Source organism: Rhizobium sp. CRRU65 (assembly GCF_048551595.1).
GTDB classification, from domain to species: Bacteria; Pseudomonadota; Alphaproteobacteria; order Rhizobiales; family Rhizobiaceae; genus Rhizobium; species Rhizobium leguminosarum_J.
Genome location: NZ_JBLYZH010000018.1, coordinates 142,382 through 156,603, shown reverse-complemented (window position 1 = coordinate 156,603; position 14,222 = coordinate 142,382). Strand labels below are relative to the sequence as shown.

10 protein-coding genes are annotated in these 14,222 nt (G+C 61.8%); 8 read left to right on the top strand and 2 right to left on the bottom strand.

From position 1 onward, the window contains the following. Positions 1-57 precede the first annotated feature (57 nt). The 3 genes from ACM5SV_RS29870 to ACM5SV_RS29860 all read left to right on the top strand — a co-directional run bounded on the left by ACM5SV_RS29870 (position 58) and on the right by ACM5SV_RS29860 (position 4,853). Positions 58-519, top strand: coding sequence for a plant virulence effector HPE1-like domain-containing protein (locus tag ACM5SV_RS29870; protein ID WP_222015622.1), 462 nt, complete (start codon positions 58-60; stop codon positions 517-519). A 428-nt stretch (positions 520-947) separates the two neighbouring features. Then, positions 948-2,768: a methyl-accepting chemotaxis protein gene (locus ACM5SV_RS29865; RefSeq protein WP_419425467.1), complete on the top strand. Its 1,821-nt coding sequence runs from the start codon at positions 948-950 to the stop codon at positions 2,766-2,768. Between the two features lie 261 nt (positions 2,769-3,029). Beyond that, positions 3,030-4,853, top strand: a complete 1,824-nt coding sequence (locus ACM5SV_RS29860; RefSeq protein ID WP_222015617.1) for a methyl-accepting chemotaxis protein — start codon at positions 3,030-3,032, stop codon at positions 4,851-4,853. Positions 4,854-4,931: 78 nt separating this feature from the next. Here ACM5SV_RS29860 and ACM5SV_RS29855 read toward each other — a convergent pair whose 3' ends face one another. Next, positions 4,932-5,420 (bottom strand): DUF523 domain-containing protein, encoded by a 489-nt coding sequence (locus tag ACM5SV_RS29855; RefSeq protein ID WP_113545790.1) that lies wholly within the window; start codon positions 5,418-5,420, stop codon positions 4,932-4,934. Between the two features lie 58 nt (positions 5,421-5,478). Further along, a complete protein-coding gene (glyS, locus tag ACM5SV_RS29850; protein ID WP_128407966.1) occupies positions 5,479-7,593 on the bottom strand; it encodes a glycine--tRNA ligase subunit beta in 2,115 nt (704 codons plus the stop codon). Positions 7,594-7,812: 219 nt separating this feature from the next. On the opposite strand from glyS, the gene ACM5SV_RS29845 reads away from it, so the two are divergent. The 5 genes from ACM5SV_RS29845 (at position 7,813) to ubiA (ending at position 14,220) form a co-directional block, all read left to right on the top strand. Further along, positions 7,813-10,119, top strand: coding sequence for a Tex family protein (locus tag ACM5SV_RS29845; protein WP_222015614.1), 2,307 nt, complete (start codon positions 7,813-7,815; stop codon positions 10,117-10,119). A 133-nt stretch (positions 10,120-10,252) separates the two neighbouring features. Further along, a complete protein-coding gene (locus tag ACM5SV_RS29840; RefSeq protein WP_128440049.1) occupies positions 10,253-11,512 on the top strand; it encodes an SAM-dependent methyltransferase in 1,260 nt (419 codons plus the stop codon). Positions 11,513-11,579: 67 nt separating this feature from the next. Then, positions 11,580-12,161 carry a histidine phosphatase family protein gene (locus ACM5SV_RS29835; protein ID WP_128407969.1) on the top strand — a complete coding sequence of 194 codons (582 nt, stop codon included), beginning with the start codon at positions 11,580-11,582 and terminating at the stop codon, positions 12,159-12,161. A 128-nt stretch (positions 12,162-12,289) separates the two neighbouring features. Next, the gene (locus ACM5SV_RS29830; RefSeq protein ID WP_017993118.1) at positions 12,290-13,102 is read left to right on the top strand and encodes a MipA/OmpV family protein; all 813 of its coding nucleotides are present in this window, start codon (positions 12,290-12,292) and stop codon (positions 13,100-13,102) included. A gap of 158 nt (positions 13,103-13,260) precedes the next feature. Beyond that, positions 13,261-14,220 carry a 4-hydroxybenzoate octaprenyltransferase gene (gene ubiA / locus ACM5SV_RS29825; RefSeq protein ID WP_222015612.1) on the top strand — a complete coding sequence of 320 codons (960 nt, stop codon included), beginning with the start codon at positions 13,261-13,263 and terminating at the stop codon, positions 14,218-14,220. The last annotated feature ends 2 nt before the right edge of the window (positions 14,221-14,222 follow it).

Sequence of the window (14,222 nt, the reverse complement as noted above, 5' to 3'; positions counted from 1 at the left end):
ACGGGATGGAAACAAAGCTGCGCTAATTTGCTCCCAAGATGAGACGGAGTGGCATTGATGCGTCAGATTTTCCTCGGTGCGGCAATCCTGCTGATGGCAGGCCCTGTGATGGCGTCCTCGATAGAGGTGGTCGGCAAGACCGCGCCGCGCGCTGAAAGCAGCATCGTCACCGAAACCTGCGCCCATTGCCCGCCGCTGCAGGCCGAGCTGACCAAGAAGGACTATACGGTGCCGGAGCTGAAACCCGGCGTCCTCCAGGCGAGTGAAGTCCGCGATGTCGGCGGCGAAAAGAAGATCTATCGCACCGAAGGCTGGATGGGCGGCTCGCCGGTCGTCTTCGTCAGCAAGGCGACGCCTGAATCCATGATTGCGGCCGCGCCGCCGGCGGCGCCGGTAGACGGCATCGACATGAATGCGACGACGGCGGCCGTCATTGGCGGCGACGCCAGGCCTGTTGCAGCAGCCATGACGGAACAACCGGCAGCTCTTAACGCTTCCGAATTCAAGCTGCGTTTCTAGGAGCAACCTCCAGGAAAAGTGCGAAGCGATTTCCGTCCGGAATTGCCCAAAACAAATAAGTTCCCTGCCCCTGCCTGATCAAGGTTTCGATCGATTGGGGTCCCACCACCGGTGGACCGAATGCACCCTCGATGAGCAGCGAGGGTGCATTCTTGTTTATGCGCAATCACAAGCTGAATTATTGAAGTTGGATAGAAGAAATGCAACTTACGAAATTATTCGAGAAGTTATATTTCAATCGTCACAAGTCATGCAAATAGATGCCATGACCCGTTAAAACATAATTCAGCCATCCACTCTAATTTTACCAATCGAAAGGCCGGAGGACGCATGATTGCGCTAGCTGCGCGGGCGATATGAGACGTCCGCAGGTCGGGAGTTGCCCGATCCGGAATTGTTTCTAATTCAGCTGCTTTGCGAGGCAAATCATGAAAAAGCTCAAGATTGCGCATCAACTTTTTGCGCTGATCGGCGTCCTAATGGCTGCTTTTGCAGTCGCCACCTATTTCGAAATCCGCACCTCCGAACAATCAATTTACGACGAGCGTTTCGACATGCTGCGCACACAGGTCGAATCGGGCATCTCCGTTCTCAATACCTTCTATGAGCGCGAGAAGGCCGGCCAGATGACGCATGAGGCCGCCCAGACGGAAGCCTTCGAGATCCTGAAGCGCGTCAGCTTCCAGCCATCCGGTTACCTCTTCGGTTTCGACTACAACGTCGTTCAGCTTTTTCATCCGAGCCCGGTCAATCTCGGCAAGGACATGAGCGGCCAGGTCGACAAGACCGGCGCGAAATTCAGCCAGGCGCTGGTCGACAACGGCAAGGCCGGCGGCGGCCGCACCTTCTACTATTGGACCAAACCGGGCCAGCCGGAAGACCAGGTCTTCCTCAAGGGCGGTTATTCCAAGGCCTTCGAGCCCTGGAAGATCGTCGTCGGCACCGGCGTCTATCTCGATGACTTGCAGCAGAAGGTCAATGCGACGATCTGGAAGGCGCTGACCGCTTCGCTGATCGTCTTCGTCTGCGGCATCGCCGCCGCCGTCTTCTTCATCCGTGGCATCTCCCATCCGCTGAAGGACATCCACAATGCCCTGCAGTCGGTCGCCGAAGAGGATGTTTCGATCAGCATCCCGCATACCGGCATGAACAACGAAGTCGGCATGATGGCGAAGGCGACGCAGTCACTGCAGGAAAAGATCAGGGAGCGTCATGCGATGTCCGATCGCGAGGCGGCCCAGCAACTGGCGCTGGAAAGCGAGCGCGAAAACAATCTGCGCCAGCAGCAGGATGAAGCAACGCTCCAGGCGAGGGTGGTGGCGACGATCGGCCAGGCGCTGGAGATGATTGCCCGTGGTGATCTCACCGTCCGCTGCGCCGATCTCGGCCAGAAGTATGCCGCCCTTCGCGACAACTTCAACGATGCGCTGTCGCATCTCGAGGCCGCCATGGCCAAGGTCAGCGCCAAGGGCACCGATATCGGCACCAGCAAGGAAGAAATCCGCCGCGCCTCCAACGAACTGTCGCAGCGCACCGAGCGCCAGGCCGCCAGCCTGGAAGAGACTTCGGCCGCCCTCGACGAACTCACCGTCGCCGTCCGTCAGACGGCTGACGGCGCCCATGAGGCGAGCAAGCGTGTCCATTCGGTCAGCACCGAAGCGACCCATAGCGATGCGATCGTCACCCAGGCGATCGAGGCGATGAGCGGCATCGAGAAATCGTCGTCGGAGATCACCAAGATCATCGGCGTCATCGACGAGATCGCCTTCCAGACCAACCTGCTTGCTCTCAACGCAGGCGTCGAGGCAGCCCGTGCCGGTGAATCCGGCAAGGGTTTTGCGGTTGTCGCCCAGGAAGTGCGTGAACTTGCCCAGCGCTCTGCCGCTGCGGCCAAGGAGATCAAGGACCAGATCGCCCGCTCCTCCAGCCAGGTGGATCATGGCGTCCGTCTGGTCGGCGAGGCAGGCGAGGCGCTGAAGCGGATCTCCGACCAGATCAAGGCTGCCAACGAGATCGTCGCCAAGATCGCCCACAGCGCCTCCGAACAGGATACGACGCTGCGCTCGATCTCCTCGTCGATGAACCAGCTCGACGCCGCCACCCAGCAGAATGCCGCCATGGCCGAAGAGACCACGGCATCGGCCGAGACGCTGGCCACCGATACCGACGAGCTGATCGACCTCATCCGCGGCTTCCGCGTCAGTGCACCACAGCACCGCCAGGCCGAACCGATGCGCCGAGCCAGCTGAAAATTTGAAAACAAGCGATATTCGACCGCCGGATGAAAATCCGGCGGTTTTGCTTTGTAAGCACCCCCGGATTTTTAGGGAAATGCACGTCGCGAATAATAAAATTAAAGCTTTTTTATAGGGTGGGCATCAATTGTTACTTTACCCGGTCGCAGCATGTTTATTTTAGCAGCGGTAGACGCGTCTTCTTTTTCGGCGCGCTCGCACAGGCGGTAGAAAACCGCACCGGAATGTATTCACCCATTCCCGTTGCGAGGCGTCATGAAAAATTTGAAGATATCAAAACAGCTCATATTGCTGGTCGTCGGCCTGATGGTGGCGTTTGCAATCGCCACCTCCCTGCAGATCCGCTCCTCGGTCAATGCGATCTACAACGAACGCTATGACATGCTGCGGGCGGAGGTACAGTCTGCGGTCTCTGTTCTCAAAATCTACCAGGCAAAGGTGACTGCCGGCGAAATGACGCTGGAAGATGCCCAGAAGCAGGCCTACGCCACGGTCAATGCAATGAAATACGACCCCGATGGTTATTTCTTCGGCTATAGCTACGACATCCAGATGATGTTCCACTACGATGCCGCGAAAATCGGTCAGGTCAACAAGGGTCAGCCGGACAGCAAAGGAAAGCTCTATCGAGAAGAGCTGGTCAAGCTCGGGCAGCAGGGCGGCGGTCTCGTCGAATATTATTCCACAGCCAAACCAGGCCAGCCCGCCGGCGATTTTCGCAAGACGGCCTATGCACAGGCCTTCGATCCTTGGAAGGTCGTCGTCGTCACCGGCGTCTACATGGACGATCTCGATGCTCAGATAAACAGCACGATCCTGACCGCGCTCTCCGGCAGCATCGTCCTGTTCTTCCTTGCCATGGCCGCCGCCTACGTCGTCATCCGCGGCATATCGGGACCTCTCAACAACGTCCATGCCGCCCTGAAGGCTGTCGCCGAAGAGGATGTCTCCATTGCCATCCCGCATACCGGCATGAACAACGAAGTCGGCATGATGGCGAAGGCGACGCAGTCACTGCAGGAAAAGATCAGGGAGCGTCATGCGATGTCCGATCGCGAGGCGGCCCAGCAACTGGCGCTGGAAAGCGAGCGCGAAAACAATCTGCGCCAGCAGCAGGATGAAGCAACGCTCCAGGCGAGGGTGGTGGCGACGATCGGCCAGGCGCTGGAGATGATTGCCCGTGGTGATCTCACCGTCCGCTGCGCCGATCTCGGCCAGAAGTATGCCGCCCTTCGCGACAACTTCAACGATGCGCTGTCGCATCTCGAGGCCGCCATGGCCAAGGTCAGCGCCAAGGGCACCGATATCGGCACCAGCAAGGAAGAAATCCGCCGCGCCTCCAACGAACTGTCGCAGCGCACCGAGCGCCAGGCCGCCAGCCTGGAAGAGACTTCGGCCGCCCTCGACGAACTCACCGTCGCCGTCCGTCAGACGGCTGACGGCGCCCATGAGGCGAGCAAGCGTGTCCATTCGGTCAGCACCGAAGCGACCCATAGCGATGCGATCGTCACCCAGGCGATCGAGGCGATGAGCGGCATCGAGAAATCGTCGTCGGAGATCACCAAGATCATCGGCGTCATCGACGAGATCGCCTTCCAGACCAACCTCTTGGCGCTGAACGCCGGCGTCGAGGCAGCCCGTGCCGGTGAATCCGGCAAGGGTTTTGCGGTTGTCGCCCAGGAAGTCCGTGAACTTGCCCAGCGCTCCGCCGCTGCGGCCAAGGAGATCAAGGACCAGATCGCCCGCTCCTCCAGCCAGGTCGACCATGGCGTCCGTCTGGTCGGCGAGGCAGGCGAGGCGCTGAAGCGCATCTCCGACCAGATCAAGGCCGCCAACGAGATTGTCGCCAAGATCGCCCACAGCGCCTCCGAGCAGGATACGACGCTGCGTTCGATCTCCTCGTCGATGAACCAGCTCGACGCCGCCACCCAGCAGAACGCCGCCATGGCCGAAGAGACCACGGCATCGGCAGAGACGCTGGCCACCGATACCGACGAGCTGATCGACCTCATCCGCGGCTTCCGCGTCAGTGGCGAAAGCGCTGCCCCGGCCATGCATCAGGGTCGCCGCGCCGCATAAACGGCGCGGGGACAAAAGCGTTTTTATCACCAAATTTTTAGCGGCCGTCGGTTCTCCGGCGGCCGTGCCTTTTGAGGCTCATTGCCCGATGCGTTCGATCAGCCGCTCGATCTCGCGATCGGAAAACACTTCAACGCCGGCTGCTTTCAGCGCCGCCGCCGTCACGCCGTTGCCGGCCTGCTTGCGGCCGGAAAACGTGCCGTCATAGATGAAACCGGAGCCGCAGGACGGGCTGCCGTCGATGAGCAGCGCATAGTGGCAGCCGGCCTGCCGTGCGAGCGCCACGGCATTTTCCGCCGCCAGCAGGAACTCTTCCGTTACGTCGGCGCCCGTCAGCTCGACAACCCGCGCCGTGCCGGCCAGCACATCCTCGCCGGTCGCCGCTTCTGCGATCTCCGCCGGCGGCCGCGGCACCGTCATGCCCGCCGACATCTCCGGACAGATCGTCACCAACCGGCCTTCGGCCCGCCAACGCTCGATCGCCGGATGAAGCAACGGCTTCGCCCGCCCGTCATAGCGGACGGCCTGGCCCATGAGACAGGCGCTGACGAGAATCTTGCTCTGCATATCTGCTTGAATACAGCCGGAGCCGCGGCAATGCCAGACCGCCGATGGCGGCCGAATATTAGCCCGAGATCTTCGAGAAATCCGCAACCGTTCCCGTCGCCTCGCGGATCAGCCGCAGCAAGGCGAGACGGTTGGCGCGGATGGCGGCGTCCTCGTCGTTGACGAGCACGTCTTCGAAGAAGCGGTCGACCGGGCCGCGCAGCTTGGAGAGCGCTTCCATTGCCGAGCGGAAGTCTTCCCCGGCGACGGCGTTCGACGCATCCTTCGAGGCACTGGAGATTGCGGCGAACAATTCCTTCTCGGCATCGAGCTTCAGAAGCGCTGGCGAAACGCTGTCGGCGATCACGGTGCCCTTCTTTTCCTCAGCGGCAAGCAGCTGCGTCGCCCGCTTGGTGCCGGAAAGCAGGTTCTTGCCGTCTTCCGAGGTGATGAAGGCCGTCAGCGCTTCGACGCGGCGCGCCACCATCAGCAGGTCGTCGGCATCTGAAGTCAGCACGGCGTCGATCAGATCGTGGCGGGCGCCCTGGTCGCGCAGATAGACCTTGAGACGGTCGTGGAAGAAGGAGAGCAGGTCGCCATCCTTGGTCGTTGCCAGCAGCGGCAGGCGGATCCTTCGCTCCAGCAGGATCCTGACGACACCGAGTGCCGCACGCCGCAGGGCGAACGGATCCTTCGACCCCGTCGGCTTTTCGTCGATCGCCCAGAAACCGATCAGCGTATCGAGCTTGTCGGCAAGGGCGATGGTGATCGCCACTCTGTCCTCCGGCACGCGGTCCGACGGACCCTGGGGCTTGTAGTGGTCCTCTATCGCTGCGGCAACGGAGGCGTCCTCACCCTGCAGCACCGCATATTTGCGGCCCATCAATCCCTGCAGTTCCGGGAATTCGCCAACGGCTTCGGTGCGCAGATCGGCCTTGGCGAGCACGGCGGCGCGATCGATGAGAGCCGCGTCGGCGCCGGTGATATCAGCCAATTCCTTGGCCAGCGTGCGGATGCGCGCAACACGCGCGCCCTGTGTGCCGAGCTTGGCATGGAAGGTCACATCAAGCGCATCGAGCTTGGCCATGCGCTGGTCGAGGGGCTTCTTCAGGTCGAGGCCGAACTTTGCTGCCGAAGCTTCCAGCGTCTCGAGATCGGGCAAGTTGCCCTGGTCGCGCTTCCAGAAATGCAGCGCATCCGAAAGCCGGGCCCGCACCACCTTGCCGTTGCCGTGGACGATTTCCTTGCCGCCGTCGCTTGCCTGGATATTGGAGACGAGGATGAACTTGTTCGACAGCGTTTCGCCACCCTGCGGCCGCGTCACGAAACACTTCTGGTTGGTCTTGATCGTCAGCCGGATGATTTCGGAGGGGATCGAGAGGTAATCCTCCTCGAAGCTGCCCATCAGCACCTGCGGCCATTCGACGAGGCCGGAGACTTCCTCCAGCAGGCCTTCGTCTTCCACCAGCTCCAGCCCGTTGGCAAAGGCGATATCGCGGGCGTCGTGCAGGATGATGTCCTTGCGCCGCTCGGCATCGAGGATGACCTTGGCCTTTTCCAGGTTCGCCGCATAATCGTCGAAGCGCCGGACGGTGATCGCCTCGGGCGCGTGGAAACGATGGCCGTAGGTGATGTTGGAGGCGGTGATGCCGTCGATCTCGAAGGGGATCACGGTGGTTTCTTCATGCTCCGGGCCGAAGGTGCAGACGATCGACTGCAGCGGCCGCACCCAGCGCAGCGCGCCGGGCTTCGACGAGGCCTTGCCCCAGCGCATCGATTTCGGCCAGGGAAAATCGCGGATGATGCCGGGCATGACATCGCTGACGATCTCTTCCGTTGCGCGGCCGGGCTTGGAGATGACCGCGACGTAGAAATCGCCCTTCTTCGGATCGCTGACCACCTGCGCTTCGGAGACGGAGGAAAGGCCGGCGCCGCGCAGGAAGCCTTCGATCGCCTTCTCGTTGGCGTCGGTGCGCGGTCCCTTGCGCTCCTCGCGCACATCGGCCGAGCGCGCCGTCAGTCCGTGAATGTCGAGCGCGAGCCGCCGCGGCGTCCAATATTCGCGCGCGCCCTCGTAGGACAGACCCGCTTCGACAAGCGCATCGGTGACGAGCTTCTTCAGGTCGCCGGCAGCCTTGCGCTGCATGCGGGCCGGAATCTCTTCGGAGCGGAGTTCGAGAAGAAGGTTTGGCATGTCGAATTTCCTTGCCTCCCGCGACAGGGGAGGGATGGCATGGGCGCCGGGTCAAAACGTTGCTTCTGCTAGCAAAGAATGGCGCATCTGCACAACCGCAAAATCGCCGCCTTTCCGGCATGCTTATCCTGTGGATCGGCGCTCGGCCGTAAACTCCAACATTGCCTTGCCGCTTTTCGCCGCTATGGTCCCGCCACCTCTGACGAAACAGGAAATCCCATGGCCGCAGACCTCCGTTTTCTCGCAGCCCGCATCTCCGCCGAAATCAACGCCCGGCCCGAACAGGCCAAAGCTGCAATCGAGCTGCTCGACGAAGGCTCTACCGTGCCCTTCATCGCCCGCTACCGCAAGGAAGTGACGGGCGGGCTGGATGATACGCAGCTGCGCAATCTCGCCGAGCGGCTGGTCTATCTGCGCGAACTCGAAGCTCGGCGCGACGCGATCGTCGAATCGATCACCGGCCAGGGCAAGATGACCGACGAGCTGATGACCAAGGTCGCAGGCGCCGAAACCAAGGCCGAGCTTGAGGATCTCTATCTGCCCTACAAGCCGAAGCGCCGCACGCGCGCCGAAATCGCCCGTGAACGTGGCCTCGGCCCGCTCGCCGAGACGATCCTCGCCGACCGCGCCAGGGAACCGGCGGTATTGGCCGAAGGCTTCGTCACCGCGGATGTGCCCGATGTGAAGACGGCGCTCGAAGGCGCGCGCGACATCATCGCCGAAGGCATTGCCGAAAATGCCGACCTGCTCGGCAGGTTGCGCGCCCATATGCGCCAGGCCGCGCTGCTGAAGGCGAAAGTCGTTGATGGCAAGCAGGCGACCGGCGAGAAGTTTTCCGATTATTTCGACCATTCCGAACGCTGGGCGACCGCCCCCGGCCACCGCGCGCTCGCTATGCTGCGCGGCTGGAACGAGGAGGTGCTGACGCTGACGATCGAGGCCGACGCCGAGACGACCTCTCCGAACAAGCCGGTCGAGCGCATGATCGTGGCCGCCTACGAGATCGGTACCAGCCGTCCCGGCGACCGCTGGCTGATGGAGGTCGCGAGCTGGACCTGGCGCGTCAAGCTTTCCACGTCGCTCTCGCTCGACCTGATGCGGGAACTGCGCGAAAGGGCCGAAGAGGAGGCGATCCATGTCTTCGCCCGCAATCTCAAGGATCTGCTTTTGGCTGCACCCGCCGGCTCGCGCGCGACGATGGGTCTTGATCCCGGCATCCGCACCGGCGTCAAGGTCGCCGTCGTCGACGGCACCGGCAAGGTGGTGGCGACATCGACCGTCTATCCCTTCCAGCCGAGGAACGATGTGCGCGGCGCCCAGGTCGAGCTCGCATCGCTGATCCGCAAGCACAATGTCGAGCTGATCTCGATCGGCAACGGCACCGGCAGCCGCGAAACCGAAAAGCTGGTGGCCGACATGCTGGCCGAGTTGCCGGCGCCGAAGCCGACCAAGGTCATCGTGTCGGAAGCCGGCGCCTCGGTCTATTCCGCCTCGGCGACCGCAGCGGCTGAATTCCCCGATCTCGACGTATCACTGCGCGGCGCCGTCTCCATCGCACGCCGCCTGCAGGATCCGCTGGCAGAACTCGTCAAGATCGAGCCGAAGTCGATCGGCGTCGGCCAATATCAGCACGACGTCGACCAGCAGAAGCTGTCGCGTTCGCTCGATGCCGTGGTGGAAGACGCAGTGAATGCCGTCGGGGTCGATCTCAATACCGCGTCTGCGCCGCTGCTGTCGCGCGTCTCCGGCCTCGGCCCGTCGATCGCCGACGCCATTGTCCGCCACCGCGACAGCGAAGGCCGTTTCGAGACGCGAAAGGATCTTCTGAAGGTCGCCCGCCTCGGCGGCCGCACTTTCGAGCAGTGCGCCGGCTTCCTGCGCATTCCGAACGGCAAGGAGCCGCTCGATTCCTCCTCGGTCCACCCGGAGGCCTATGGCGTCGCCAAGAAGATCGTCGCTGCCTGCGGCCGCGATCTGCGCGCGTTGATGGGCGATAGCGCGGTGTTAAAATCGGTTGATCCGCGCCAGTTCATCGACGAGAAATTCGGCCTGCCGACGGTCAGGGACATCATTGCGGAGCTGGAAAAGCCCGGCCGCGACCCGCGTCCGAGCTTCAAGACCGCGACCTTCGCCGAGGGCGTCAACGAAATTTCCGACCTCAAGCCCGGCATGGTGCTGGAAGGCACGGTGACCAATGTTGCCGCCTTCGGCGCTTTCGTCGATATCGGCGTGCACCAGGATGGCCTGGTACATGTGTCCCAACTTGCCGATCGCTTCGTCAAGGATCCCCACGAGGTCGTCAAGGCGGGCGATGTCGTCAAGGTGCGGGTTGTCGAAGTCGACGCCAAGCGCAAGCGCATCGCTCTCTCTATGAAACGCGATGACGGTTCTTCAGCGCCGCCGCGGGGTGATTCTCGCGCGAACCAGGGTTCCCGGCCGCAGAACGAGCGCCGGCCCGCGGCCGCGAAACCCGAGAGCCAGGGCGCTTTCGGCGCGGCACTTGCCGAAGCGATGAAGCGAAAATAAGGGTTTAGCCGGCATTTCGGCAAAAATGCAACAGTTTGGCAGCGTTCTGAACAGAGTGCTAAATCCGGCGCTTGTAAGGCGAAAGAGAGCTACTAAGTTGATGTGACCATCCTGTCACATTTGCGAGGCGTCCATGGCGTCGGCATTCTTATCGATCGTCGAAAAAATCATCCGCAAGGGTTCGTTGAAACTTACCATCGCCAATGGCGAAACCCACACTATCGGCGACGGCACCGGTGAAACCGTTGTCGCCCGCCTTGCCGATCAGGAGGCCGAGGACGCCATCCGGCGCGACCCGGCCATGAAACTCGGCGAAATGTACATGCAAGGCCGGTTCATTCTCGAACAGGGCAACATTTACGATTTCCTGTCGCTCGTGAAGCAGAACACCACCAACGAGATCTTCGATTTCAAGATGGCGGCACTGCTCCTCGGCCGCATTGCCAAGCAGCAGCTGAAGAGCCGTGTGCCGGTCAATCGCAACAAGCACAATGTCGCCCACCATTACGATCTGTCGGCCAAGCTCTTCGATCTTTTCCTCGACGAGGACTGGCAATATTCCTGCGCCTATTTCGAGCCGCCGGGCATTGGTCTCGACGAGGCACAGCTCGCCAAGAAACGCCATATCGCCGCCAAGCTTCTGCTCGAGCCGAACCAGCGTATCCTGGAGATCGGCTCCGGCTGGGGCGGCATGGGCATGTACCTGACGGAGGCGACCGACAGTGCCGAGTTCACCGGCATCACACTGAGTGAGGAGCAGCTCAAGGTCTCGCGTACGCGCGCCGAAAAACGCGGCCTTGCCGACCGGGTGCGGTTCGAACTGCAGGACTACCGCACCATGACGGGCAGGAAGTTCGACCGTATCGTCTCGGTCGGCATGTTCGAACATGTCGGCATCGGCCACTACGGCAATTTCTTCCGCAAGGTATCGGATCTCCTCGACGACAACGGCGTCATGGTGCTGCATTCGATCGGCCGCCCGAAGCCGAGCTTCGGCACCAATGCGTTCATCGAGAAATACATCTTCCCGGGCGGCTACATCCCTTCCGTCGGCGAGGTCGTGCCGCCACTTGAGAAGGCCGGACTGCTGGTCAAGGATATCGAAATCCTGCCGCTGCATTATGCCTATACGCTGCGCCATTGGCGCGAGCGTTTCGTGGCGCGCAAGGCCGAAGCGGTGGCGCTTTACGACGAGCAGTTCTTCCGCATGTGGGAGTTCTATCTGGCCGGTTCCGAAATAGGGTTCCGCTGGGACGAGCTCTTCATCCTGCAGATCCAGATCGCCAAGAACCAGTTCGCCGTTCCCGACAATCGCAATTACATCGCGCGCAATGAAGCAAAGCTGAAGGAATTCGAGGCGGGGCGCGCTCCGCTCGAAAAGGTGACGTTCTGATCCCGCGGAAGTGCCGCTTCCGCTGGCGGTTTTGCCAAGGGACGGATTCTCATGAAAGGACGTGCCGATGAGCAGTGCGTTTCCCGAGATCTACCTGGTCCGCCACGGTGAAACCGAATGGAGCCTGTCCGGGCGCCATACCGGACGCAGCGATATTCCCCTGACGGCGAACGGCGAGGCCGCCGCTCGCAAGCTCGCCGACCGGCTGGCGGGCCTTGCCTTCTCCGCCGTCTGGTCGAGCCCGTCCGAGCGGGCCCGCAAGACCTGCGCGCTTGCCGGATTCGGATCGGGCGCGGTGATCAAGGACGATCTCGCCGAGTGGGACTACGGCGCTTACGAAGGCATCACCACCAAGGCGATCCTTGCCGACCGTCCCGGCTGGCAGCTCTTTCGCGACGGTTGCCCGAAGGGCGAGTTCGCCGCCGATGTCGGCGCCCGCGCAGACGCCGTCATCCATGCGCTTCGCCAAACGGCCGGCACCATCCTGATCTTCTCGAGCTCGCATTTCCTGCGTGTGCTGGCCGCCCGCTGGCTTGGCCTTCCGCCGGAAGACGGCTCCCGTTTCGTGCTCGATACGGCCAGCATCAGCGTGCTCGGCTACGAGCACGATCTGACCGAGCCGGTCATCCGCCGCTGGAACCAGAGATAGCGCTGGCATCCGTCATTTTTGCCTGTGTCATCTCGCTGCCGTGGTTAACACTGGGGTAACGAGATCAGGATAAATGTAGCGAACGCCGCCCTCCGCGGCTTTGTTTTTGCGTTTTCTGGAGTGCGGATGTGTCTCATCGATCAGTCGTATCGATCTCTCTGGCTATTGCCCTTTTCTCTGCTGGATCGGCGGTCGCCCAGGAAAGCGGCCAGCACTTCTGGTCCGGCGACTGGTACCTGAGCGTCGGCGTTGCCGGCTTCTCCGCCCCGAAATTCGAGGGCTCGTCGCATAATGAATTCAAGTTCAGCCCGCTGATCTCCGTCGGCCGCCAGGGTGCTGGCCCGCGTTTTTCCTCGCGCAACGACAATCCCTCCTTCGCCCTCATCGACAAGGGCGCCTTCCGCGCCGGCATCGTCGGCAAATTCGTGCCGTCGCGCGATGACGGCGACAGCAGCCAGCTGAAGGGCTTGAAGAAGGTCAAATGGGGGGCGGAAGCCGGCGGTTTCGTCGAAGTCTACCCGACCGATTTCCTTCGCGCCCGCGCCGAAGTCCGCCAGGGCATCCGCTCGCATGACGGCATCGTCGCCGACCTCGCGGTCGATGCCTTTACCGATATTGCGCCCGACCTGCAACTATCAGGCGGCCCGCGCGCGACATTCGCCACCAGCGGCTATTACGACGCCTACTACGGCGTCAACGCCAAGCAGGCGGCGGCAAGCGGCCTTGATCCCTATAAGCCGTCGTCCGGCATCCAGTCCTATGGCGCCGGCACGGCGCTGACATGGAAGGCGACGGAAAACCTCTCGGCAAGTTCTTTCCTCGAATATAAGCGGCTGGCGGGTCCCGCCGCCGACAGCAGCCTCGTGCGCGACCGCGGCTCGAAAAACCAGGTCCTGATCGGCGTTTCGGCGACCTATAAGTTCAATTTTTCCCTGCAGTGATTGACAGCGCCGCGGGTCATTTCAGATGCGTGGCGCTGTAACCATTTGAATTGCAGTGTAATTTCATCCCGGGATCGATTCTGATCTAGGGATGATGCAAGTGGCAGCGCAATGATCGCTTCTTGACCGGATCGGCGGCCCGCCGCTAGATGAGCGGCATGCACGATACCGGCGACTTCAACGATCGCGTCTCCGACGCACCTTCCGATAACTGGGTCTACCGGATCCTGCCGCCATGGCTTTGGCCCTATGCGCAGCTGGCGCGCTGGGATCGCCCGATCGGCTGGCAGCTCTTGATGTGGCCGTGCTTCTGGTCGGCGACACTTGCCGCCAATGCGGCGATCGGCGAGGGGCTCTATTCCGGCAGCCTGCTGGTGTCTCACCTGTACCTTTATTTCATCGGCGCGGTCGCCATGCGCGGCGCCGGCTGCACCTATAACGATCTCGTCGACCACGAGATCGATATGGAAGTGGCGCGTACGCGGTCACGTCCGCTGCCCTCCGGCCGCGTCACCCGCCGCCGGGCGAAGATCTTCATCGGCTTGCAGGCGCTGGTCGGCCTGTTCGTGCTGTTGCAGTTCAACTGGCTCAACGTCTTCCTCGGCGTGCTCTCGCTCGGGATTGTGGCATTTTATCCCTTTGCCAAACGCTTCACCGACTGGCCGCAATTCTACCTCGGGCTTGCCTTCTCCTGGGGCGCGTTGATGGGTTGGGCCGGGATTTTGGGCGGCCTCTCCTTTGCCGCCATCCTGCTCTACGCCGCCTCCGTCGCCTGGACGATCGGCTATGATACGATCTATGCGCATCAGGACAAGGAAGATGACGAGTTGATCGGCGTCCGCTCCACCGCGCGCCTATTCGGCGACAGGACGCGGCAGTGGCTGATCGGTCTTTACGGACTGACGCTGGCGCTGATGTTTATTGCTTTCGTTCTCGCCGGCGCCAATCTCATCGCCTTTCTGGGTCTGCTCGGTGCGGCCGGCATGTTCGCCTGGCAGATCGTCCGGCTCGATATCGATGATGCCGACCAGTGCCTGGCGCTCTTCAAGTCAAACAACCGCGTCGGCCTGATCATCTTCTTCGGCCTCTTCGTCTCGCTGCTGTTTGCCATTCCCTGATT

What these genes read in the sequence shown, in the direction of transcription:
- ubiA (WP_222015612.1), top strand. Translation starts at nt 13,261, where the DNA reads ATGCACGATACCGGCGACTTCAACGATCGCGTCTCCGACGCACCTTCC.
- ACM5SV_RS29860 (WP_222015617.1), top strand. Translation starts at nt 3,030, where the DNA reads ATGAAAAATTTGAAGATATCAAAACAGCTCATATTGCTGGTCGTCGGC.
- ACM5SV_RS29840 (WP_128440049.1), top strand. Translation starts at nt 10,253, where the DNA reads ATGGCGTCGGCATTCTTATCGATCGTCGAAAAAATCATCCGCAAGGGT.
- glyS (WP_128407966.1), bottom strand. Translation starts at nt 7,593, where the DNA reads ATGCCAAACCTTCTTCTCGAACTCCGCTCCGAAGAGATTCCGGCCCGC.
- ACM5SV_RS29835 (WP_128407969.1), top strand. Translation starts at nt 11,580, where the DNA reads ATGAGCAGTGCGTTTCCCGAGATCTACCTGGTCCGCCACGGTGAAACC.
- ACM5SV_RS29865 (WP_419425467.1), top strand. Translation starts at nt 948, where the DNA reads ATGAAAAAGCTCAAGATTGCGCATCAACTTTTTGCGCTGATCGGCGTC.
- ACM5SV_RS29855 (WP_113545790.1), bottom strand. Translation starts at nt 5,420, where the DNA reads ATGCAGAGCAAGATTCTCGTCAGCGCCTGTCTCATGGGCCAGGCCGTC.
- ACM5SV_RS29870 (WP_222015622.1), top strand. Translation starts at nt 58, where the DNA reads ATGCGTCAGATTTTCCTCGGTGCGGCAATCCTGCTGATGGCAGGCCCT.
- ACM5SV_RS29845 (WP_222015614.1), top strand. Translation starts at nt 7,813, where the DNA reads ATGGCCGCAGACCTCCGTTTTCTCGCAGCCCGCATCTCCGCCGAAATC.